A 22170-nucleotide genomic window follows, 5' to 3' on the forward strand; every position below is an offset into this window, starting at 1 on the left:
ACGTCCAGGAGTGATCGTGAGCCAGTCCCCGCAGCCCGTGGTGCCCACCCACGGCACCATGCATCGCGTGTTGATCGGACTGGATCCCGCCCTGGAGCGGTTGAGCGACCTGCTCAAGGACTCCCGTAAGGGGCGAGTGAACACGGTGGTCATCAACGGCGAAGCGGGCATGGGGAAAACGTCTTTGATCTCGGAGTTCGCAGCGCACGTCAGGAGTGGCGCCCGGCCACCGCGGACTCTGCGGGCGCAGGGCGACCAGTGGGAGGCCCAGTTGCAGCTGGCTGGGTACAGCCAGTTGATCATGGCCTCGCCCGTGCGCTCGGGTAAGGGATACGACATCGATATTGCCCGGACGCCCGTGGGCTCGCAGGCCTTGACCCCGGACCGGCTCATGAATCACGCGGCCACTCTGGGCACACATTTGGAATCAATGCAGGAACGCTCGCCCGTTCTGGTCATCATCGACGATGCTCATTGGATCGATGAGGCGAGCCTTCGCATTCTGTCCTTCGTGCTGCGCCGGTTACATGCCAAGAAGGTCATGTTCCTGTTGACTCTGGACCGCAATCAGGCCCAGGGCATGCCGGCCACGGTGCTGGATCAGCTCACCGGTCACGAGGTGCAGCAAATCACGCTGGAACCTCTGGATCCGCGCGGCACCCAGGAACTCGCCCGACGCCGCTTCAACATCGACTTGTCCTCGGCCGCCAGTTACGAGCTGGTTCGGCACACCCGCGGTAACCCGCAGCAAATCAACGAGTTGCTGCGAGAAATGCCTCGGGACACGTGGCATTCCTGGTTTCCCGCCCTTCCCGCGAGTAGTCGGGTACGTGCCCGCGTGGGAAGCATCATGGCCGCAGCGTCCGAGGACCTCGCCAACGTGGCAGAAGCCGTGGCGCTCATGGGCGAGGATTCCTCCCTCACCGAAATTGCGGAGGTTTGCGGTGTCACCGATCAGGCGCGTCTGCTCTCGGCCCTGGACGAAGGCCACCGCGCCGATTTGCTGACGTTGGAACTCAACCAGGCCAGCAGTCAGGTGAAGTTCTTCGAACCCTCCGCCGCGGGCGCCATTTACGAGCGCATGCTGCCCAGTCGCCGGGTGGAGCTGCATCATCGCGCGAGCAGGGTCGTGTCCGACGAGTCCCGCAGGCTGGGCCATCTGGTGAGTTCGGCGCCGTCGGCGAATCCCGAACTGGCTGCCCGGTTGCAAGCCTTCGCCACGGAACAAGCCTCCCAGGGTGCTTGGCACGACGCCGCCAAAGCCCTGCTGTCCGCGTCGCGTCTGACCAACGACACCAGGCTTCGCAATGACCTGTTGTTGCGCGCGGTGGACGCGATCATTGGTTCGGGAAACATTGCCGAGGCCAAGGCCTGGGCCGCCGCGGTGGACGATCTGCAGCCCTCGGCCCTGCGCTCCTCCGTGCTGGGGTACCTGTCCGTGGTGACCGGCCAGGATCGCAGTGCCGAAAATCAGCTCGGAGCGGCCTGGCGCAGCGTGAACATCAAACAGGATCCAGATACCGCGGGGCAGATCGCCCAGCGACTGGTCCTGCGTGGCGTGGCGCAATGGGACGGGCCTGCCATGATCTCGTGGGCGGAGAAGGCCATGTCCCTGACGGAACCCACCACCCCCGCCTACATCGAGACCGAGGCGATCTACGGCCTGGGGTTGTTCGCCACGGGCCAGTTGAAAGAGGCTCGCAAGGCGTACGCCAGGGCCTTCGAGCGATGCGAGGAGAACGCCCAGAAGCAGCGGATGGAAATGGGGGCCGGGTGGCTCGCGCTGCGCACGGACGAGGTGGAGACCGCGCAAGCCCAGTTCGAATCCGCCGGGCCCACCAAGTTCCGCGGTGGATCGCTGCGGATCTCGCTGTGGTCGGAGGCGTGGTTGGCACGCACCCAGTTGGTGCTGGGTCATTGGGACGCCGCCGCGGCGACGATTTCCCGGGCCGCCCCGCAGCTCGAGACCGCGCAGATGGACATGCTGCGCCCCCTGTTGTACTGGACGGCCGCCGAGTTGTACTCGATGCGCGGCGACTGGGAGTTGGCCCGCCATTACGTCTCCCTCGCGGCCGTCCCCGCGGACAGTTTCCTGTGCATGTCGGTGCCGTCACTGCTGGCCAAGGCCCGCTTTCTCGAGGCCCGCGGTGATTACGGGGGGTCCTTGGAATGCATGACCCGCGTGGCCGAGTTGGATCCCTGGACCAACACCCGCGTCTCGTTCTGGTCCTGGCAGGACACCTACGTCAACTCCCTGGTCATGACCAACAATCTTGACCGCGCCCAGGAGTTCCTGGACGAGTTCGAAGCCATTGACCGCCCGGAGCACATTCCCACCGATCAGGCCCGCCTCAAGTGGGCCCGCGGCCGGTTGCTGGCCGCCCAGGGAGACCCCGACGCCGCCCGTGATTACTTCGAGGACGCACTCCACGAGCTTCGCACGGTGAACCGCCCGTACCTGCACGCGCGCATCAGTTTCGCCTTTGGGCAGTCGATGCGCCGTGCCGGTAAGCGACGGTTGGCGTCGTCGGTGTTGCGCGCGGCCCGTGATCTCTACGAGATGCTGGGGGCGCACACTTACGTGCAGCGCTGCGATCGCGAGCTCAAGGCCACGGGCGTGGACCAGGGCACCGCCCCGGATCCGGCCGATCCCGTCCTCGCTGCCGTGCAGCGCGAGCGGGTGCAGCTCACCCCCCAGGAAACCGCGGTGGCTGAGCTCGTGGCGGGTGGTTCCACGAACAAAGAGGTCGCCAGTCACCTCTTCATTGCCGAGAAGACGGTTCAGTACCACCTCACCAGGATCTATACGAAGTTCGGCATCCGCTCCCGCAGCGAACTGGCCGCCCGTTACCGCGACAACGAATAATCCCCGTCGCGTACATCCTGCGATGTGCGCGACGGGGATTTCTCCGCAGAGGTGATTACTTGACGTCCGAGGGGTGCTTGGCCAACGGAATCACGGTGATGTCCATGTACGGGAACAGCGGCAGGTTCTGCAGGATGTCATGCAGTTCGCCGTTGGATTCCACGTCGAAGACCGAGTAGTTGGCGTACTCTCCCACCACGCGCCAGATTTCGGGCCACTTGCCCGAACGCTGCAGTTCCTGCGAGTAGGCCTTCTCGGTGGCCTTGATCTCGGCGACCTCGTCGGCCGGCAGATCGGTGGGAATGTTGACGTCCATGTGAACCAGGTACTTCACGGTGTTCTCCTCACGTGTCGGGTTGTACTTATTCGCCCAGCGCGCCACCGGGGGCCGAGGGCCCCGTGTTTTCGGCGAGCGTGCGGGCGGGATTTCGCCGGGCCCTCGCCAGGGACCGGCTGAAACTCAGTGGTTGCGGTAATGCGCGAGCTTGTCCTCATCGATTGCGGTGCCCACGCCGGGTACGTCTCGGACGAAAATTTTGCCGTCCTCGATGCTCAGGGGCTCGGCCAACAGGTCATCGGCCATATCCAGGTAGTTCGACAGCTCCCCCGCGCGTTTGGAGGTGTGCGCGAACGCGGCACCGAAGGTCACCGAGGCGATCGTGCCCACCTGGGTGTCGATCTGGTTGCCCACGTACACGTCGATCCCCATGCCCTGGGCCATTCCCAGAATCTTGGTCGCCTCGGTGAAACCGGAACGGGCGGTCTTGATCGCCAGGAAATTCGCACCGCCGGTCAAGATCTCGCGGGCCGCGGTGCCCAGATCCGGAGCGGACTCATCCGCGGCAATGGGAATGGACGAGTTGGTGACCAGGCGACGTCGTCCGAGGACTTCCCGGGCGTCGTCGGGTTCCTCCAGGAACTCCATGCCCAGGTCCGCCGTCTGGCGCAGCACCTCGGCGGACTCGTTGGCGGACCACCCGCGGTTGGCATCCATGTAGAGGTGCGCCTCGGGGCCGAGGCCCTCGCGAAGAACGCGGGCTGCCTCGATGTCCAGGGTGATGGGGTGGCGCCCCGTCTTGAGCTTGAATGTGTTGATTCCGTGCTTCTCGCGGAATTCCAAAGCCATTTGCAGCAGTTCCTGCGCCGGTTTGAACCCGAGCATGTGCGACACCGTCATGTGGTCCGTGTAGCCGCCCAGCAACGAAGACACCGGCTGGTTCAAATACTTGCCGATCACGTCCCACACGGCAATGTCCACGGCGCCCTTGGCCGTCTGGTTGTGCACCGTGCGGTCCATGACGGTTTGCATGCGATCGCGGGCGAAAATGTCCAGCCCGGAGAGCTGGGGCGAGAAGATGTCCTCCACGACCGCCATGATGGACTTCTGTGTCTCACCGTACGTGTAGGGGCGGGGCGGGGTGTCGGCGACCCCTACGATGCCCTCGTCCGTGTGCACACGCACCAACACGTGATCGGCCTCTGCCACCGAGCCCGATGCGAAGTGCAGGGGGTGGACGTAGGGAATCGAATAAGGAATCGCCTCGATGCGGGTGATTTTCATGCATGGCCTTTCGTGCCGGAGGTTGCCTCGCTGACATCCATCACGAGGTTCACAAAGTTGTGCAGCAGCGTGGAGCGGTCTTCCCTGCGCCACGCCACGGCGAGCTCACTGTCCGGAGAGTCCTCGAGCGGCGCGTAGACCACGCCCTCGAGCTGGAAGGAACGCACCGCCTCCGAGACCACGGCCACTCCCCCGCCCGCGGCCACGAAGGACAGCATGGTGGAGGTTTCCTTGGCCACCTGGCCGATGCGGGGTTGGAAGCCGCCCCGGCGGCACAGTTCGGAAACCATCCGGTACATGACCGATTCCGGCGGGTAGGTGATGAAGGGTTGTTCCTGGAGTTCATTGATGGCCACGGGGCGTCCGGTGGCCAAGGGACTGTGGGACGGCAGGGCCACCACGAGCTTCTCGCGTGCCACCACTTTGTACTCGATCTCGGAGGAGGCCACCGGCGGGCGCAGCATCGCGGCGTCCAACGTGCGATCGCGCAACCCGGCTTCCATGGCGGGCGTGAGCATTTCGCCCTGCAGCGTCATGGACAATCCGGGCAACGCCTGCTTCACGTGACGCACGATCTTGGGCATGACCCCGTAGGTCGCCGATCCGGAGAACCCCACTCGCAGCACACCGGTGGCACCGTTGCCCACCTGAAAGACGTCCGCTTTGAGGGTCTCCACCTCGTTGACGATCTTGCGTCCGCGGTCCAGCAGCTCCTGCCCCGCCGCGGTCAGATCAACGCGGCGCGTGGTGCGGTCCAACAACTTGACGCCCAGCTGTTCCTCGAGCTGGCGAATCTGCTGCGACAGGGGAGGCTGGGCCATGTGCAGACGCTTGGCCGCACGGCCGAAATGACGCTCCTCGGCCACGGCTATGAAGTAGTTCAGTTGTCGAAGCTCCATGGGGTCCCGCTTCTTCCCGACGTTGTTTTATTAGGATCCTATCTACAATCGGGGTGATTAGGAACATGTTTGGATAAAATAGTTTGGCAGCCTTGAAAGTTCGCCTCAGCGGGTCGGAACACAGTCAGGGGCGCTCGCGCAGCACGTGCTTTTGAATCTTGCCCGTGGTCGTTCGGGGTAGTTCAGCCACCACGTCGATCACGGCGGGTAACTTGTAGCTGGCCAGCCGGTCCTGGAGATGCTCCCGGATCCGTGGACCCGTCAGGCCTGCGGTGTCCGGGAAGAGCACCACGAATGCGCGGCCTGTTTCGCCCCATTTCTCGTCCGGGACACCGATGACCGCGGCTTCCTGCACTCCGGACACATCCAACAAGGCGTTCTCCACCTCTGCCGGGTACACGTTCTCCCCACCGGAGATGTACATGTCCTTGATGCGATCCTTGATGAACAAATAGCCGTCCTCGTCCTCCACGGCAATATCACCCGAGTGGTACCACCCGCCGTCCAAGGCCTTGGCGGTTTCCTCCGGCTTGTTCCAGTACCCCGCCATCACATTGGGCCCGCGAACAATGACCTCCCCGGCCTGACCCGGAGCCACGGGATCACCCAGTGGATCAACGAGTCCGGATTCCGTGAAGAAGTGCTGGCGCCCCGCGGAGCCCAACTTGACTACGCCGTCGCGCGGCTCGAGCATCCGCACGCCGGGGGCGGTCTCGGTCATGCCGAAGCCCTGCATCACGGCCACGTCCAGCTCGGCCCAGGTGCGCAGCATCCGTTCCGGCAGGGGTGAACCACCCACCATGAACGCACGAACGGAGGAAAAATCGGCGGTGTCGAAGCCCTCCGTATGGGAGAGCGAATCCAGCATGGCCGGAACCATGAACGAGGACGTCACGCGGGAATCCTCGAGCTCGCGCAACACGTCCACCGCTCGGAACTGACGATGGATGATGATCGTCCCGCCCAGCATGAACGTGGGCAGTGTCATCATGTTGAGCCCGGCGATGTGGAACAGCGGCGCCACCGCAAGGTGCACCTCGTCCTGACGTAGGTCCTGCCCGATCATCGCGTTGACGTACTGGTAGAAGAGGTTGTTGTGGGTCAACATGGCGCCCTTGGGCTTACCGGTGGTTCCCGAGGTGTACATGATGAGCGCCAGATCGTCGAGGTCGAGCTGCTCATCGACGGCCGCTTCCCCACCGGACTGCAGGAACGCTTCGTAATCCTGCCCCGGGCCTTCCCCGTCCACGCTCAGCCACGTGCGCACGTCCGTCAGCTCCGGCTCCAGTACCGTGGCGTTCGCGCCCTGATCCCGACCGAAGGCCACCGTGGTGGCACCGCAGTCGCGAAGGATGTAGTCGACCTCCGCCCGCCGCAAGCGCGGATTGATGAGCACCGCGGCAGCGCCGAGCAAGCCGGTGGCGAAGAACGTTTCGAGCAGAGACGGGTGATTGAACCCCATGTAGGCGACCCGGTCCCCGTGTTCCACGCCGGAGTCGCGTAGTGCGTTGGCCAGCTTGCGGACCCGCAGTTCGAAGTCCCGATAGGACACGGATCGCCCCTCGAACACCACAGCGGTTGCGTCGGGACGGACCATGACGCGGCGGGCGGGCCACGTGCCGATTCCAAGGTTCACGGTTTTCCTCCTCAGCTCCCCGCGGGGCGCGCAGCACCGCGACGAATGTCACGTGCAAACCATGGAATCGTCAATCGTTGTGATAGTCAATAGTTAGTGATCGCACACAATCACTCGTGTCAATTCACGCCCTCGCATGATGCAATGGTGACCATGAGCGAACCGATTGCCCAGGCCAAGGAAGAGCTGACCCCCGATGCCCGGGGCTCGTGGGCGGCCACGGTCAAGTCCTTGGTGATCCCCCGCCCCATTGCGTGGATCTCCACCCGCTCGGCCGCCGGCGTGGACAATCTCTCGCCCCACTCGTACTTCACCATGGTCTCCTCCGACCCGACCATTGTGCAGTTCGTCTCCACCGGGATGAAGGACACCCTGCGCAATGTGTTGGAGACCCGGGAGTTCGTGGTCAACCACACCTCCGTGGCACTCTTCGAGAAGATCAATGCCACGGGGACCGATTACCCACCCGATGTCAGCGAATTCGACCGGGTCGGTCTCACCAGGCAATCCTCCCGCACGGTTGCGGCCCCGCGGGTGGCGGAATCGCTGGCGAGCATGGAATGCACCCTGCATGGCGAGCCCCTGCGGGTGGGAAACGGTTACGTGGTCTTCGGTGAAGTCACGCACGTTGCCGTGATCCCGAGCGCATTGGGCGAGCGAGGACCAGTGGCGCGGGCGCTGGATCCAATTGCCCGCCTGGGGCACGACGAATGGGCCGGCCTGGGTGAGATCCGGTCAATCCGACGCATCCCGTACGGCAGCATCAAGAATCGCACCGACGGCGATCCCACCTGACGCACCGACGGGCTGCGCACTGCGCGGGAATGGCGACGCCGCCGCGAGAGTCTCGCGGCGGCGTCGCCCGTCGTAGCTGGTCGGAACCGCACAAGGAACCAGCCGTGCCCGGCCGCGAAGCACTCAGTGGTCCAGCAAGTTCTCCTCGAGGATCTTCTCTTTGACCGCCCGGCGCAGGGTTTTCCCCAGCATGGTGCGCGGCAGCTCGTCCATGGCCACGATCCGGCGGGGCACCTTGTATCGGGTGACCTTGTCGTAGCAGTGCTCGCGCAACTGCTCCTCGTTCAGGGAGGCCCCGGGAGCAAGCATCACCGCGGCCACCACGGTCTCGTTGCCGTTGTCATTGGGGATGCCCACGACCGCGGCGTCCTCGACCGAGTCGTGGAGTTTGAGCGCCGTTTCCACCTCGGTGGGTGCCACATTGAAGCCACCGGTGATGATGACCTCCTTGATCCGATCGACCACCCGCAGGAAGCCCCGCTCGTCCACGGTGACAATGTCCCCGGTGCGCAGCCAGCCGTCCTCGGTGAGCAGCTTGGCCGTTTCCTCCGGGCGCTTCCAGTACCCCTGGGTGACCTGAGGACCGGTGACCCACAGCTCACCCTCCTGATCCAGGGCCACATCCTCCCCGGACTCCGGATCGACCAACCGGATGTCGGTGCTGGGGAACGGAACACCGATCGACCCGGCGGTGCGCTGGTCGCTCAGCGGATTGCATGAGACCAGGGGTGAGCACTCGGTCAGGCCGTACCCCTCGATCAACATGCCGTGCGTGGCATCTTCCCAGGCCTTGACCAGTGGAACGGGCAGAGTCATGGCCCCGGAAACCGCTACGCGAATGCCGGACAGGTCCTTGCCCTGCTCCTGCGCCGCATCCAAAACCTTTTGGTACACCGGCGGCACGGCCGGTAGCACGGTGGGCATGGACTTCTTCATGGCCTTCAGGATCAAATCCGCTCGCACCGTGGGGAAGAGCACGAGCTTGGCGCCCAGGGACATGGCGAACGTCATGCCCAGGGTCAGACCGAACGCGTGGAACAGCGGCAGCACTGCGTACACGACTTCCTCGGAGGTGGTGCCGAGCCAGTGCTGACCCATGACCGCGTTGGACTCCAGGTTCCGATGTGTGAGCATTGCACCCTTGGGTGTGCCGGTGGTGCCCGAGGTGTACTGCAGTAGGGCCACGTCCGTGGCCGAGGGGCGGCGGTGATCCGCGCGAATCGGATCCGCGCTGATCAGCTTGCGCCACGGCACGGTGCCGGGGGCCGCCTCGGTGAGCTCAGCTCGTTGCTGCCTGAGTTTCTTGACGGGCAACCGGAGCGCGGTGCGCATGACCAGCGGCATCGCCGCCGTGATGTCCACGGACACGATGTGTTCGATGTTGAGGTCCTTGGGCATGGACGTGATCCGCGAGGCGATCTTGTCCCACACGATGGCGACCCGAGCACCGTGGTCCTCGAACTGGTGTCGGAGTTCGGGTGCCGTGTACAGCGGGTTGTGCTCGACCACGATGGCGCCCAGGCGCATGGCTGCATAGAACGCCACGATGTGCTGCGGGCAGTTGGGCAAGACGATGGCCACGCGGTCACCGGCCTCCACGCCCATGAGACGCAATCCCTCGGCCGCACGCTGGACCTGCTCACCCAGTTCGGCGTAGCTCACGCCCGCGCCGAAGAACTCCAGAGCGGTTTTACCGCCGTGGCGGGCCACGGACTTCTCAAGCATGTGGATCAAAGACGTGTCGGGGAGGAACAGATCGCGGGGGACGTCGGGGCCGTAGCTCCGCATCCACGGACGGGTTGTCAAGAAATCTCGGGAGGTCTCGCTGGGCATGGCTTCGAGGTTACCCGTTCCCGTGTGGGCCCCCACACCCCATGACGAACGGGTACCGCGCCGGGGCCACGTGTGAGCGGCCGACGAGTCGATAGACTTCGGGCAGTTGATATTGCCCCCACATGGATGAATCGAGCTCCCATGACGCCCTCTTCCGCTTCACGCGATCCCCTGGACACCGGCAACGCCCCCTGGACCGAACAGCCCACGGCACCCATCAATTCCACCGACGCCGAGACCACCAGGCCCCTTCCGCACGCCGACGCCGCCGGATCGTCGCGTTCCGGCGTGGCCTCCGGCCGGCTGCACCGCCCCGACCCGACCACCGGCGTCACGGAACCTATCGGCAACGAACACTTGACCCCGCAGGGCGAGCGCGTCACCGCGACGGCGGCATGGGACGGGGTGCGCCCGGCGGTTCCGGCATCCGGTTCCGGTGCCAGAAGGCCGATCACCGAGGATCTCCGCGGTGCGCAGAAGAAGCGATTCGGCGGGATGCAGTTGCTGCCCGGTCTTTTCGGCTGGTTGGCCGCACTCTCCGTGAGCGGAGTACTCCTGGTGGCCTCGGGTCTGTTCGGTCCCCAATGGGGCATCGAGACCACCCAGGGGATCGGTCGCGCCCTCGACCACGGTCTACTCAATCCTCAGGACGCGGCCGGGTGGTTCGCTCTGGCGGTGTTTGCGGTGATCGAGTTCCTGGCCCTGCTCGCGGGCGGCTACGTGGCCGGCCGCATGGCCCGATTCTCGGGTGTGGCCCAGGGAATCGGCGTGTGGCTGTGGTCCCTGTTGGCCCGCGCGGTCGCCTCCGTGGCGGCTCTGCTCTGGGCCGGTACCGTGGGGTTGGCCCCGCACAGTCTGGCAGCCCAGTCCGTGATCGGCCCGGTTCTCGGCTGGGGGCTGGTTGCTCTGGCCGCCGTGGTGGTCCTGGACCTCGTAGCGGCCATTCTGGGCGGCACGTGGGGCATGCGGTATCACCGGAAAGTCGACATGTGGACCAATTCGAATGTAATTAACGGCTAGACTCGCCACAAATAGGTCATTCCGGGGGTCGGAATTTCCTGGGGAGTAGTTGGAGGTCCAAACCCATGCCGTCCACTCTTGTCGCCATTGTCGACGATCATGAAGTGGTTCGCGAAGGTGTTCGCCTGGTTTCCATGACATCTCAGGCGGACGTCAAACTCGTGGGCTCCTCCGGTTCCGTGTCAACGCTGCTGGACCAGTTGGGCCGCGATCCCGAGAACCCCGCACTGACCGCACACGGGGCGAAAAGGATCGAGTGCGACGTCGTCCTGCTGGACCTGTCGCTCGCTGACCGCTCGCGCCCGGCCGGTAATGTGGAACGGCTCCGCAGCGCCGGGATGAAGGTGCTGATTTTCAGCATCGGCGAGAACGCCGGCTTGATCCGTGAGGCCCTTCGCGCCGGCGCCCTGGGGCTCGTCCGGAAGTCCGAGCCGCTGGAGCACGCCATCGAGGAAGCCCGCAATATTGCGGACGGTAAGCCTGTGATCACCAAGGAACTCGCCGCCGCTATCGACGGAGACGTGGAGTTTTCACGGGCTGCGCTCTCGCCACGTGAGCAGGAGACCCTGCGCCTGTATGCCTCCGGGTTCGCCCAGGTCCAGGTCGCGCGGCGCATGGGTATCAAGCAGTCCGCCGTGAAGACCAACATCGACCGGATCCGCGAGAAGTACGCGCGCATCGGCCGTCCTGCGCCCACCAAGATCGACCTGCGGATCAGGGCCATCGAAGACGGCCTGGTCGAACCGGAAGCGGACATCACCGCGGCCGAAAAGCACCTGTAATGATTCCGCGCCGCTAACTTTGAGGTGCGGAATGAGTAAACACGTCACCCCCGGAACGGGCCGAGTAAGGACTTACCGTAAGGTCCCCACCCGGCTCCGACGGAAAAAATTCTTGGCCATCACGTCCCCCGAAGAGCTCGGTCTCAATTCGTACCGCGCCTATTGGCTGTGGATGACCGGGATCGCGCTGCTCACCGTGGCGTTGTTCGTTGCAGCCTTGCCCATTCTCTGGCAACAGCAAGGGTTCTTTGCGCCCTGGTACACCTTTTTCCTGGCGGCCATCCTGGGGGTCGCCGCAATGCTCGCGATATTCGGTCTCATTCATTCGGTACAGCCCTGGATTCCGTTGCTCCTGGCCGCCGTGGTTGGTTTGGGGGTCCTGGCCCTGCCGCTGGCGTGGAACGGCGGGGTGTTGTTGCAGTACCCGTGGATCGGCGGGTTCATCATTGTGAGCCTCTGCAGTATCACGCTGGCGTGGAGCCCCTGGGTCGCGCTGCTGTACATGCTGGGTGTCGAGCTGGCCTACGGCCTGATCATGGCGCAACTCATTCCCGTGGATTCCCGCGCCGAATCCCTGGGCGCGGTGATGTTCGGCCGCATTTGCTACGGACTCATCTCGATCCTCACGGTCGTCATGACCACACGAGCGGTCGAGAAACTGGACCAGGACTACACCGAAGCGCTCTCCCAGGAACTCGCCCTCACCCGGAGCCGCTCCGAAACAGCGGACCAGGAACGCGTGGACCGGCTCATTCACGACAACGTGATGGCCGCCCTGCTGGACGCCTCTCGTGCGGAAGGACCGCTGGCCAGACGAACCCGGGAACTGGCCACCCGCGCCCTGGAGGTCCTCGACCACGAGAACGACCGGCTCTCCGGCAAAACCACCACCATGGTCCACGTGCTCATGGACGAAATCATGGAGTCCCTCTCGCCCTGGCGTGCACGGGTGCGTTTCAGCAACCTCCTCCCCCACATCCGGCCGGTGGGTGAACCACGCGTGTTCGTTCCCACGTTCGTGGCGCAGGGCCTCACCCAGGCCATCACCGAGGCCGTGTCCAACAGCGCACGCCACTCGGGCGCGGACGTGACCTACGTGTCCATGGACGGCGGGCAGAGCCCGCCCACCCCCACTAACCCCGAAGGCTTCTACTTGCGTTTCACCGTCCGTGACGAGGGCCGTGGTTTCGCCCTGCATGAGGTGGGCGCGCAACGCCTGGGCGTGCGAGTGTCCATTGTGGAGAACATTGAAACGGTCGGCGGCGATGCGCAATTGCGTTCCGCCCCGGGTCGCGGCACCGAGGTCATCCTCACATGGCCCAAGGATGCACTGCCATGAGGGGTTTCGGGCTCGGCCGTAGATCCCTCACGGCGCTGGCCATCATGGGTTTCGGTGTCTCCTTCGTCATTGGGGTGACGGAGCTGAAGTCGGTCGAGGACCCGGACGCCCTGGTGTTCTCGCTCGTGCTCTACGCTGCGGCCGCGGTGATCATTGCGCTGCCTCGGTGGACCACCCACCAGTTACCTCTGCCCTCCACCATGCTGGCCGTCCTGTTCTTCTCGCTCGCTGCCGAACGGGGCTACGCCGCGACGATGGCGGAGCCCATTGCCGGGCAGAGCCCGTGGTTCGCCATGGGTTTCACGGTCATGATTTTCTTTCTGTGTCTGCGGCGCAGGATCTGGTGGGCGGTGCTGTTGTGGGTGGTCGTCAGCCTCATGTCCTTGCGCCGTTGGACCGTGTTCGGTGACACTCTGGTCCCCACCGAGAGCTACCCCGTACTCACTCTGGGGATGTTGCTGGCCACGTGGATGGGTTATCGGGAGTTCTTACGGTTCACCCAACGCAACCGGGAGATCCAGAGCATGCTGCTCACCGCCCGCACTAGCGACGAGGCCGAGCAGGACACCAAGAACGCGTCGTACCAGCGCGTGCAGGACGTTCGCCGGTTGGCCGGCGGTTTGCTCGAACGGATTGCCTACGACCCCTCCGAGGTCACCGAGTACGACATCAACCAGTTCCGGCTCACGGAAGCGCAGTTGCGCGACACCATTCGGGGTCGTTCCATTGCTACGCCCTACATCCTGGAACTCGCCCGCACGGCCCGCGACCGCGGCGTGGTGGTGGACATCCTGGACGAGCGGGGCCAACCGTTGCCGCCCAGGGTCCTGGAGGCCACCACCGAGCAACTGGCCGAGATACTCAACCACGCCCACTGCGGCGTGGTCACGATTCGCGCCTTCCCCAAGGGCGATCCCACGGCCGTGTTCATCGTGCACGACAACGACAACGAGGACGAGGATCCCATCGCGATCGAGATTGCGGACGTCACCGGCGAGGTCTCGCGTTTCTAGCACCGCCGGGGGAAGCAGCGAGGACGCCACCGGGGTGATGCGCCTCGCTCACCCGTCCGGGATGACCGCCGCACGGGCCGTGCGGGTTTCATACCCGTACGACGACGCCGCGGCGAGCGCACTGCACGGATCCCTCGCCCAGCGCTCGTGACGGGTATTTCTCCGGATCTTGACCGCACTCGCTTCGGCCCCGGTCCACCGTTGCCTAGCGTGTGCCGTATGGAGACACTCACCGATTCCCCACTCAACCCGCCCGACCCGTTCGACCCTTCGGATCCGCAGGATTACCCGTACGCGGCGTTCGCGGCCGTTGGCTGCGCGGACGGGAAACCGCGGTGTCCGTGGGCTGTGGCAACTCCCGGCACCCTGATCGATCATGACCATGAATGGGCGGTGCCCCCGGGCAACTCCGCGCAGTACTTCCAGGCCTTGAGCATGGAACTTCTCGATTCCGGTTTGGCCCGCTGGTCCCAATCCGGGCGACACCCATCGTGGTATCTGTACATGGCGGAGCTGGAGCCGACCAGGGTGGCTCGGCTGGACGAGGACGACATCGAGGATCTGCTCCTCAACCCGGAGCTCATCCGCAACCGCGCCAAGATTGAGGCCGTCATTCATAACGCGCGCGTGTGCGAGGACTGGGCGATCGCGGATTGGCAGATGCTGGTGACCGAGGCGCAGGTGCCCGCGCCCGCAGGTCCCCCGCTGCGTTCCTTGGACCTACCCGACAGCACGCCCGAGTCACGCAGGCTCTCCGGCCTTTTCCGCGAACGTGGTTTCAAACTCATCGGCCCGGTCACTGCCCATCGCTGGTTGCAGCGCACCGCATTGGCACCCGGCCACGTGCGAGGTTGTTTCCGTGCGAACCCTACAGGCCCGGCACCGCATCCCGCTCCGGCGGGGTGATGCGGTGCCGTGACCTCAATCGAGCAGCAGGGCGGGTTCCTCCAGGATCCGTGCGACGTCCGCCATGAACCGTGCGGACAGGTCCCCGTCCACCACCCGGTGGTCGAAGGAGCCACCGAGCGTGGTGATCCAGCGCGGAATCACGTCGCCGTCAACGACCCACGGTTTCTGCTTAATGGTGCCGAAGGCCACGATGGCCACCTCGCCGGGGTTGATGATGGGCGTTCCCGTGTCGATCCCCAACGCACCGATGTTCGTGATGGACAGCGTGCCGCCCTGCATGTCACCCGGCTGGGTGCGGCCCTGGCGGGCGGTCTGGGCGAGCTCGTTCAGGGCAATGGCCAATTCACGCAGGTTCAGTTCCTGGGCGTCCTTGATGTTGGGCACCAACAGTCCGCGCGGAGTGGCCGCGGCGATACCGAGGTTCATGTAGCGCTTGATGATGATTTCGGAATCGGTCCATGTGGCGTTGACCTGGGGATTACGCGCAGTAGCCCACATCACGGCCTTGGCCAGGATCAACAGGGGCGTGACCTTGACGCCTTCGAAGTGCGGGGAGGTCTTGAGCCGCTTGACGAACTCCATGGTCCGGGAGGCATCCACGTCCACGAAGATCGATACGTGCGGGGCGCTGAAGGCCGAGCGCACCATGTTCTGGGCCGTGAGCTTGCGGACCCCTTTGACAGGGATGCGCTCATCGCGGGAACGTGCGGGGGCGTTGGTCGAAGTCCAGAAGGTATCCGGGCCGTCGTCCACTTCCCGCAGGTGGGCGGCGTAGGCCAGCAGGTCACGTTTGGTGACCTGGCCGCCCTCGCCCGTGGCGGTCACGTCCGCCAGATCGATGCCCATTTCCTTGGCGGCCTTGCGCACCGGCGGCTTGGCCATGCTGGGACGGCGCGGGATGGACGCCTGAGCCGCCCCCTGCTGCGGGACGGTGTCGTCCAGGGAACGTAGCCACGTTTCACCGCGGTCCTTGAACTTACCGGCCTTGTCCGCCAGGTCCTGGGCCGCCGTGCCCAGACCCGACTTGGACAACCGGTCGGCCCAGCCGGCGGCCACGCGGGCCGCGCCTGCCTTCGAGGATTCCGGTTCCTGACCGGCGGGCTTACCCTGCTCGTCCAGGCCCTGGGGCCGCTCGGCGTCAATGCGCATGGCAGTGCGGGTGCGCTGGCGGCGTCGAACGGGATCGGCCTTGGGACCCGCGCCCACGAGGGCCTTTCCGGAGTCAGTGGAATCCATGCTGCGCCCGGAACCGGACGTGGATTCCTCCTGGGGCCCGAGGTGCTCGGGGCGGGGTTCACCCTCCACGCCGTCCTTGGGTGCCGAACCGGTGTACCCGGGATCGGGCGTGCCGGACGGGGCGGATTCGGAATCACCCACGGTGATGATGGGCGTACCCACCTCCACCGTGGCGCCCTCGGACACCATGATGCTCAGAACGGTACCCGCGAACGGTGAGGGGAGTTCCACCACGGACTTGGCGGTCTCGATCTCACAGATCACCTGGTTGACGGTGACGGTCTGTCCTTCGGCCACCTTCCAGGACAGGATCTCTGCTTCGGTCAGGCCCTCGCCCACATCGGGCAACGTGAATACCTGGGACATGAGTTCTACCTCCTGCGACACCGCACGTGCGGGGTGGTTCGTGACTTCGGGCGATTTAGTAGGCGAAGGAACGGTCGAGTGCTTCCAACACCCGATCCAGGTCCGGAACGTAGTGGTCTTCCACCGCGGCCGGCGGGTACGGCATGTGGAAGGCGCCCACGCGCAGCACGGGGGCCTCCAAGGAGTAGAACGCCCGCTCGGTCACGCGCGCGGCGAGTTCCCCGCCCAGGCCACCGAAGGTGGGGGCCTCATGGGCGATGATCAAGCGACCGGTCTTTCGCACGGACGCCGTGACCTTGTCGAAATCAATGGGTGACAGGCTGCGCAGGTCGATCACTTCCACACTACGGCCGTCCTCCCGGGCTGCCTCGGCCGCCGCGAGCGCCACGGGGACCAGCGGGCCCCAGGCGACGATCGTGGCCTCTTGACCCTCCCGAACCACGGCTGCACTGAAGGCGTCCCCGGTTGGCCGCTCCTCATCCACCTCACCCTTGAGCCAGTAGCGGCGCTTCGGTTCGAAGATGATGACCGGATCGTTGCAGGCAATGGCCTGCTGCGACATCCAGTACGCGTCCTGGGCATTGGACGGGGCAAGGATGCGCAGACCCGCGGTGTGGGCGAACAATGCCTCCGGCGACTCCGAGTGGTGCTCCACCGAACCGATCACACCGCCGTAGGGGATGCGGATGGTCACGGGAACCGTGAGGTTGCCGTCGGAACGGGCGTGAATTTTGGCGAGCTGGGTGGTGATCTGGTTGAACGCGGGGAACGTGAACCCGTCGAACTGGATCTCACAGACGGGCCGGTAACCGCGCTGGGCCAGGCCCACAGCGGTTCCCACGATGCCCGCTTCACCCAGGGGCGTGTCGAGCACACGGTGGGCTCCGTAGCGGTCCTTGAGGCCTTCCGTCACACGATAGACACCTCCCAGGGACCCGATGTCCTCGCCCATGAGCATGACCTTGGGGTTTTCCGCCATGGCGCGGGACAACCCCGCGTTGATTGCCTTGGCAATGGTCAGTTGCTTCACGCGTGAGCTCCTTCCGAGCCGGAGACGTCCTGGTCCCCCTGCGGGGCGAAACCGGACTGGTAGTCCAGGTACTCGGCGCGCTCGGCGGTGACCAGGGAGTGCGGATCTGCGTACGCCTTGTCGAAGAACTCGTCGAAGGTCGGAGGGGTCATCCCCAGCACGTCCGTGCGCAGTTCGTCTGCCATCTCGCGGCCCTCGTTGGCCACGGACTCGAAGTACTCGTCACCCACGTGATGGGTTTCGCGCAGGAACATTTCCAGCCGCTCGAGCGGATCCAAGGTGCCCCACTGTTCTTCTTCGTCCCGCTGCCGGTACTTGGTGGGGTCATCGGCGGTGGTGTGGGCCCCCATCCGGTAGGTCTCGGCCTCGATCATCACCGGGCCTTCTCCCCTCCGGATCTTGTCCAGTGCGTAGCGGGTCGCTGCGAGCACCGCCAGGATGTCGTTGCCGTCCACCCGCAGGCCTTCAAATCCGTATCCGGCGGCGCGCGTGGCCAGCGGCACACGTGACTGGGTGGAGAAAGGAACCGAGATGGCCCACTGGTTGTTCTGGACGAAGAACAGTATCGGGGCGTCGTAGGAGGCGGCGAACACCATGGACTCGTGGATTTCACCCTCCGTGCTCGCACCGTCCCCGTAGTACGCGACCACGGCCTGGGTCTGCTCACCCGCCGGCTCCCCGGCGTCCTCGGCCGCCTTGCGGTCAAGGGCGGTGCCCATTGCGTAGCCCACGGCGTGCGGCACCTGGGAGGCCAACACCATCGTGTAGAGGTTCACGTTGCACTCGTTGGGATCCCAACCGCCGGCGGTGTGACCGCGGAACAACTGCAACAGCTGGCCGGGTTTGACTCCGCGGTGAAAGACCACGGCGTGCTCCCGATAGGACGGGAAGAGGCGATCGGTGGGTTCGGTGGCCCACGCGGAACCCACCTGCGCCGCTTCCTGACCGCGCAGCGGAACCCACAACACCAGTTGGCCCTGACGCTGCAGGGACGTGGCCTCCTCGTCCACGCGCCGGGCCAGCGCCATGGAGCGGTACAGTCCCTTGAGCTCCACCGTGTCGATGTCCTGGACGTACGGCGAGAGTTTGGGGTCCTCGTGGACCGCGCCCTGCTCGTCGAGCAACTGGAGCCTGGGCACGGTGCTCTCAACCGTCCCGGGGTGCGTCTTTGCTGCCATGGTTGGCTGGTCCTTCCGAGTGGCCTAGTTGGTGCTGCTCATGGGCATGGTGCTGGGGTGGGAGAACTGCGCGCAGAGCTCCAGGAGCCGGGTGTTGGCCTCCACCTCGCCGAAACTCACCCGCACTCCCTCCGATCCGAACCGCCGGACCGACAGGGCGTGCGCATCGCACAGCTCGCCGAAGGCCTCACTGCGTTCTCCCAGCGGGAGCCACACGAAGTTGGCCTGGGTTTCCGGATGCTGCCACCCGAGTTCGGCCAAGCCCGCCAGGACGCGTTCACGCTCATCGACCACCCGTTGGACACGCTCGTTCACCTGGTCAATATGCGCAATGGAGGCCACCGCGGCCAATTGCGCCACCTGGGTCACGCTGAAGGCCGGGGTCGCTTGTCTGAGGTACTGGCTCACGTGCGGTTGGGCCACCGTGTAGCCCACCCGCAGCCCCGCCAGACCGTGCGCCTTGGACAGGGTTCGCAGGGACACCACCTTGGGGTACTCCCGATAGAACTCAATGCCGTTGACCAGGCCTCGGGCGCGTTGGAACTCCCAGTACGCCTCGTCGATGACCACCAGAACGCGCGGGGGGACGCGCTTCATGAACTCGTGCACGTCCGCGGCACGGAGGCTGGGCCCGGTGGGATTGTTGGGGGTGCACAGCAAGATGACGCGGGTGCGTTCGGTGATCGCGGCCGCCATGGCCTCGAGGTCGTGGGAGCCGTCCGGACGATTGGCGATTTGAACGCTTTGCGCGCCGGTCAGCCCCACCGAAATCGGGTAGGCCTCGAACGATCGCCACGCGTAGATCACCTCGTCCGGTTGCCCGTCCGGCCCGGTTCCTGCGAACGCGGCCAACAGCTGGTTCAGGGCGCCCAGGCTGCCCGCACCGGCCACGATGTCCGTGTCGGGGACCGAGAGATAGCCCGCGAGCGCCTCGCGCAGCACGGCGGCCGAGGGGTCCGGGTAGCGGTTGATCACATCGAAGTCACGCAGGGCCTGGCGTACGGCGGGAACGGGGCCGTACGGGTTCTCGTTGGACGCCAGTTTGTACGCCACCAGCCCGGGGATCTCCGCAGCGGGTTTTCCTGCGACGTACGCGGGAAGTTGAGCCAGGGCGTCCCGGGGGCTGACCCGTTCCGCGTTCTGCTCAGCGCCCGATGAATCGGCTGGCGGCGTGGCGTTACTCATAGGCCCCATGCTAACTCTCGCTAACGATCCTCCGGGTTGTGGACAACATGATCCTCCATGACTTCGTACATGTAGGTTTCGGTGCGTGCCCCGGCGCCGGAGGCAATGGCGGCGCCCAACGCCCGTTCATGGTTCATGACCGCAGGTTCCGTGGAATTGCTGATTCCCTGGGCACCCAGCGCGTAGACGTACATATCGTGCGCGCCCACCCCGCTGAGGCTTCCCGCGGCCGAGAACTGGTCGTTGTACTGCGTGTCCACACGCACCGTGGAGCGGTTCTCACCGTCCGGGTTCTTGATGCCATCCAGGGGTGGCACCATGTCGTCGTTGTGCTCCACCGCCATGACGGAGGTTTCCTGGGAGAACTCGAAACCTCCCACCGGCGCCCCGAACGTGGTCAGGGCAGCCACCGAGTACAACTGCTGGAATTCCCGGTTCATCGCAAGCCCAGCGGCGTCGATTCCGCCCAGGCTGTGACCGCTCAGCACGACCGAATCGCCGGGTTGGATTCCGGCGTCCTTCAGGGCCTCATTCACGGCGCGCTGGGCCGGAGGCAGATCGCCCAGCGCGTCGTGCGGCTGTGCTTTCATGGCCGCGACGATGCCTGCGATGTCGTGAACGCCCCGGCCGTCGTGCCAGACCTCCGTCCCGGTGAGGACCACCGAGAACGCCGCCCGTCCCGATCGATCGGTGGTCTTCTGCACCAGCACCGTGCTGTTCTCCCGGCCCTGGACAACGTTCTTCGCGTCCTTGAGCGCCGCGGCCGTGCCCCCGACGGTCACCGGTGCCGCGCCGTCGAATTCGACGCCCGTGGGCAGTGGCCGCCTGGCCAGTGGTGCTATGCCGTGGGCGGAGGCATTGCCCGGTGCCATGCCCGTCATGGTCTCCCTGGCTTTCGGGCGCACGGCGTGAGCTCGCACGTACGGGTACAGCAGTCGCTCCGCCGGCGACAGGTTTCGGCCCGTGGTGTACGGGGCGAGCCACGTGAATCCGGGCGTGCCGCTGAGTCCGTTGACGGCGGTGCGCACCACCGGCCACGATGCGCCCAGCTCGGACTGCAGGCGTGCCTCCTCGGCACCAAGTTGTGCCTCGGTCTCGCCGATCCCCGTCAACAGACCGTCCGCCCACACTCGTGCGTACTGACCCAGAGTGAACTCGTCACCCGGTTGGCCGCCGAGCTCCCGGTAGGCCTGCGACCGACTCATGAGCGCCGATGGCAACGGGATGCGCAGACCGGAGTCGAGCATGTCGTCCAGCCCCACGCCACGGATCACCACGTTGGTGCCCTCGGGCCCACCCCCGGCCACCACCACTCCGAAGGACGTCACCCGAACCTTGGTCGCGAACTGGGCGGGAGTCGTGATGTCCGCTCGCTTCACGGCGGTGGTGAATTCGTCCAGGGCGGTGCGCATCCCGCGGGTGGCGGAGCCGGTCAGGTTCCACCCCGGCATGATCAGGATGCCCGGTCCGAACAAAGACCCCACGCTGGCCTCCACCATCTCGTAGTGGTGCTGAGCGCTCGCCACCCGAAGATGCGTCAACGTCACACGGGCCTGGGTCGCGACGAGCGCCGCCTTCGAATGCGCCGCCGACGCCGCCGCGGCACCGAGCAGCGGATGTCCCGTCATGGTCCACGCGGCGACTTCCATGTCCGCAACGGTGGTCCCCAGGAGCACGTCACCGACCCGTTCGTTCACGCGCGCCAAGACTCCGGCGGCCACCGCGATGGCTTCCGTGCTGACCTCCAGGGCTCCCGGTGCGGTGCCACCGCTCACCCGTATGGATTCCGTGGCGGACGCAATGGCCGCACGGGTGTTCTCCGGAAGGTTCGGGTGTTCCAGCACGGGTCGGCCACCGGACTCCGCGCCGAACAGCGTTGCCTGCAGGTTCTCGGCTCGCCCCGTGATCTCGCGCTCCACCTCCCTGTTCATCCGAACGATCCCGCGGGCACGTGCGTGGGAGCGGACAGTCCCGTCTGAGCCAGAACTCCCACCACCGATCTGCCCAGAGCGCCCAGGTCCAGGAACTGTTCGACCGCTCCGATCTGGGCCGCGAGCCCCGCGGCACCCGCGCGCAGCTCCGCCGCCGCTTGGTGGTAGCCGTGAGCGACGCTCCGGAGGTCGGCGGTCAGCGCATCCAGTCGGACCCGGTAGGCCCGCGCGGCCGGCCCTTTCCACTCGGGTGCCTCCGCCGCGGGGAGCTCCGCCGCCAGCGCCAGCAGCTCATCGGCCGCGCGTTCGTAGCTGCCGGCCAGCATGACGATGCGATCGTGGACGAGTCCCGCCACACCGGCGGGTGACGGACCGGAGGGCCCCGGCCCGTTCCAGGCAGTGGGTGACGGCATGGCCTGTTCCTTCCTGACGTGCACTCCGCGGAGAACCTCACGCTAGAACCACGGCCGCGGTCAACTCGGCCGCCCGTGCCCGGTTGTGGACACGGGACCGTGCGCCGCCGAACCGGCACGCCCGTGGAGAACCGGCACCGCGGCGTCGTCGTCAATTAACACCGTGCCGGAGCGCTCG

At 65.7% G+C, this 22170-nt stretch carries 18 protein-coding genes; 7 read left to right on the forward strand and 11 right to left on the reverse strand.

Going from position 1 to position 22170, the window contains the following annotated elements; genetic code table 11:
• Positions 1–16: 16 nt before the first annotated feature.
• On the forward strand, positions 17–2866 hold the full coding sequence (locus ABEA06_RS01110) for a helix-turn-helix transcriptional regulator (protein WP_345310283.1): 2850 nt from the start codon (positions 17–19) through the stop codon (positions 2864–2866).
• A gap of 55 nt (positions 2867–2921) precedes the next feature.
• Here the strand turns inward: ABEA06_RS01110 and catC are convergent, their stop codons facing one another.
• The 4 genes from catC to ABEA06_RS01130 all read right to left on the reverse strand — a co-directional run bounded on the left by catC (position 2922) and on the right by ABEA06_RS01130 (position 6962).
• Positions 2922–3200, reverse strand: a complete 279-nt coding sequence (gene catC / locus ABEA06_RS01115) for a muconolactone Delta-isomerase (RefSeq protein ID WP_303382149.1) — start codon at positions 3198–3200, stop codon at positions 2922–2924.
• A gap of 126 nt (positions 3201–3326) precedes the next feature.
• Positions 3327–4427, reverse strand: coding sequence for a mandelate racemase/muconate lactonizing enzyme family protein (locus tag ABEA06_RS01120; RefSeq protein ID WP_303382148.1), 1101 nt, complete (start codon positions 4425–4427; stop codon positions 3327–3329).
• A complete protein-coding gene (locus ABEA06_RS01125) occupies positions 4424–5326 on the reverse strand; it encodes a LysR family transcriptional regulator (RefSeq protein ID WP_345310284.1) in 903 nt (300 codons plus the stop codon). The genes ABEA06_RS01120 and ABEA06_RS01125 overlap by 4 nt, the downstream gene beginning before the upstream one ends.
• Positions 5327–5450: 124 nt before the next feature.
• Entirely contained in the window at positions 5451–6962 is a 1512-nt protein-coding gene (locus ABEA06_RS01130; protein WP_345310285.1) for an acyl-CoA synthetase, read from the reverse strand.
• Between the two features lie 153 nt (positions 6963–7115).
• Between ABEA06_RS01130 and ABEA06_RS01135 the strand changes: the two genes are divergently transcribed.
• A complete protein-coding gene (locus ABEA06_RS01135; protein WP_345310286.1) occupies positions 7116–7757 on the forward strand; it encodes a flavin reductase family protein in 642 nt (213 codons plus the stop codon).
• 123 nt (positions 7758–7880) lie between these two features.
• On the opposite strand, the gene ABEA06_RS01140 is transcribed toward ABEA06_RS01135, so the two are convergent.
• On the reverse strand, positions 7881–9590 hold the full coding sequence (locus tag ABEA06_RS01140) for a long-chain-fatty-acid--CoA ligase (RefSeq protein ID WP_345310287.1): 1710 nt from the start codon (positions 9588–9590) through the stop codon (positions 7881–7883).
• A 141-nt stretch (positions 9591–9731) separates the two neighbouring features.
• On the opposite strand from ABEA06_RS01140, the gene ABEA06_RS01145 reads away from it, so the two are divergent.
• The 5 genes from ABEA06_RS01145 (at position 9732) to ABEA06_RS01165 (ending at position 14650) form a co-directional block, all read left to right on the forward strand.
• Entirely contained in the window at positions 9732–10610 is an 879-nt protein-coding gene (locus ABEA06_RS01145; RefSeq protein ID WP_303381923.1) for a hypothetical protein, read from the forward strand.
• 65 nt (positions 10611–10675) lie between these two features.
• Complete coding sequence (locus ABEA06_RS01150; protein WP_303381924.1) at positions 10676–11392, forward strand: LuxR C-terminal-related transcriptional regulator; 717 nt, start codon at positions 10676–10678, stop codon at positions 11390–11392.
• A 112-nt stretch (positions 11393–11504) separates the two neighbouring features.
• Positions 11505–12731 (forward strand): sensor histidine kinase, encoded by a 1227-nt coding sequence (locus tag ABEA06_RS01155; protein ID WP_312395616.1) that lies wholly within the window; start codon positions 11505–11507, stop codon positions 12729–12731.
• Complete coding sequence (locus tag ABEA06_RS01160) at positions 12728–13744, forward strand: hypothetical protein (protein ID WP_303381926.1); 1017 nt, start codon at positions 12728–12730, stop codon at positions 13742–13744. Before ABEA06_RS01155 ends, ABEA06_RS01160 begins: the two co-directional genes overlap by 4 nt.
• Before the next feature lie 219 nt (positions 13745–13963).
• Positions 13964–14650 (forward strand): DNA-3-methyladenine glycosylase I, encoded by a 687-nt coding sequence (locus ABEA06_RS01165; protein WP_303381927.1) that lies wholly within the window; start codon positions 13964–13966, stop codon positions 14648–14650.
• A gap of 15 nt (positions 14651–14665) precedes the next feature.
• On the opposite strand, the gene ABEA06_RS01170 is transcribed toward ABEA06_RS01165, so the two are convergent.
• From ABEA06_RS01170 to ABEA06_RS01195, 6 genes are read right to left on the reverse strand one after another with little or no spacing between them, the layout of a single operon-like run.
• Complete coding sequence (locus ABEA06_RS01170) at positions 14666–16255, reverse strand: dihydrolipoamide acetyltransferase family protein (protein ID WP_303381928.1); 1590 nt, start codon at positions 16253–16255, stop codon at positions 14666–14668.
• 55 nt (positions 16256–16310) lie between these two features.
• Complete coding sequence (locus ABEA06_RS01175; RefSeq protein WP_303381929.1) at positions 16311–17285, reverse strand: alpha-ketoacid dehydrogenase subunit beta; 975 nt, start codon at positions 17283–17285, stop codon at positions 16311–16313.
• Positions 17282–18463, reverse strand: coding sequence for a thiamine pyrophosphate-dependent enzyme (locus tag ABEA06_RS01180; RefSeq protein ID WP_345310288.1), 1182 nt, complete (start codon positions 18461–18463; stop codon positions 17282–17284). The genes ABEA06_RS01175 and ABEA06_RS01180 overlap by 4 nt, the downstream gene beginning before the upstream one ends.
• 24 nt (positions 18464–18487) lie before the next feature.
• Positions 18488–19648 carry a histidinol-phosphate transaminase gene (locus ABEA06_RS01185; protein ID WP_345310289.1) on the reverse strand — a complete coding sequence of 387 codons (1161 nt, stop codon included), beginning with the start codon at positions 19646–19648 and terminating at the stop codon, positions 18488–18490.
• 20 nt (positions 19649–19668) lie between these two features.
• On the reverse strand, positions 19669–21579 hold the full coding sequence (locus ABEA06_RS01190; RefSeq protein ID WP_345310290.1) for an alpha/beta hydrolase family protein: 1911 nt from the start codon (positions 21577–21579) through the stop codon (positions 19669–19671).
• On the reverse strand, positions 21576–21992 hold the full coding sequence (locus ABEA06_RS01195; protein ID WP_345310291.1) for a hypothetical protein: 417 nt from the start codon (positions 21990–21992) through the stop codon (positions 21576–21578). The genes ABEA06_RS01190 and ABEA06_RS01195 overlap by 4 nt, the downstream gene beginning before the upstream one ends.
• Between the last annotated feature and the right edge of the window lie 178 nt (positions 21993–22170).

This window comes from Kocuria gwangalliensis, from assembly GCF_039544365.1.
Taxonomy (GTDB): domain Bacteria; phylum Actinomycetota; class Actinomycetes; order Actinomycetales; family Micrococcaceae; genus Kocuria; species Kocuria gwangalliensis.

Excerpts from the sequence above, each read along its gene's own strand:
- ABEA06_RS01120 (WP_303382148.1), bottom strand. The coding sequence starts at position 4,427 with ATGAAAATCACCCGCATCGAGGCGATTCCTTATTCGATTCCCTACGTC.
- ABEA06_RS01125 (WP_345310284.1), bottom strand. The coding sequence starts at position 5,326 with ATGGAGCTTCGACAACTGAACTACTTCATAGCCGTGGCCGAGGAGCGT.
- ABEA06_RS01135 (WP_345310286.1), top strand. The coding sequence starts at position 7,116 with ATGAGCGAACCGATTGCCCAGGCCAAGGAAGAGCTGACCCCCGATGCC.
- ABEA06_RS01140 (WP_345310287.1), bottom strand. The coding sequence starts at position 9,590 with ATGCCCAGCGAGACCTCCCGAGATTTCTTGACAACCCGTCCGTGGATG.
- ABEA06_RS01145 (WP_303381923.1), top strand. The coding sequence starts at position 9,732 with ATGACGCCCTCTTCCGCTTCACGCGATCCCCTGGACACCGGCAACGCC.
- ABEA06_RS01150 (WP_303381924.1), top strand. The coding sequence starts at position 10,676 with ATGCCGTCCACTCTTGTCGCCATTGTCGACGATCATGAAGTGGTTCGC.
- ABEA06_RS01160 (WP_303381926.1), top strand. The coding sequence starts at position 12,728 with ATGAGGGGTTTCGGGCTCGGCCGTAGATCCCTCACGGCGCTGGCCATC.
- ABEA06_RS01165 (WP_303381927.1), top strand. The coding sequence starts at position 13,964 with ATGGAGACACTCACCGATTCCCCACTCAACCCGCCCGACCCGTTCGAC.
- ABEA06_RS01170 (WP_303381928.1), bottom strand. The coding sequence starts at position 16,255 with ATGTCCCAGGTATTCACGTTGCCCGATGTGGGCGAGGGCCTGACCGAA.
- ABEA06_RS01180 (WP_345310288.1), bottom strand. The coding sequence starts at position 18,463 with ATGGCAGCAAAGACGCACCCCGGGACGGTTGAGAGCACCGTGCCCAGG.
- ABEA06_RS01185 (WP_345310289.1), bottom strand. The coding sequence starts at position 19,648 with ATGAGTAACGCCACGCCGCCAGCCGATTCATCGGGCGCTGAGCAGAAC.
- ABEA06_RS01190 (WP_345310290.1), bottom strand. The coding sequence starts at position 21,579 with ATGAACAGGGAGGTGGAGCGCGAGATCACGGGGCGAGCCGAGAACCTG.
- ABEA06_RS01195 (WP_345310291.1), bottom strand. The coding sequence starts at position 21,992 with ATGCCGTCACCCACTGCCTGGAACGGGCCGGGGCCCTCCGGTCCGTCA.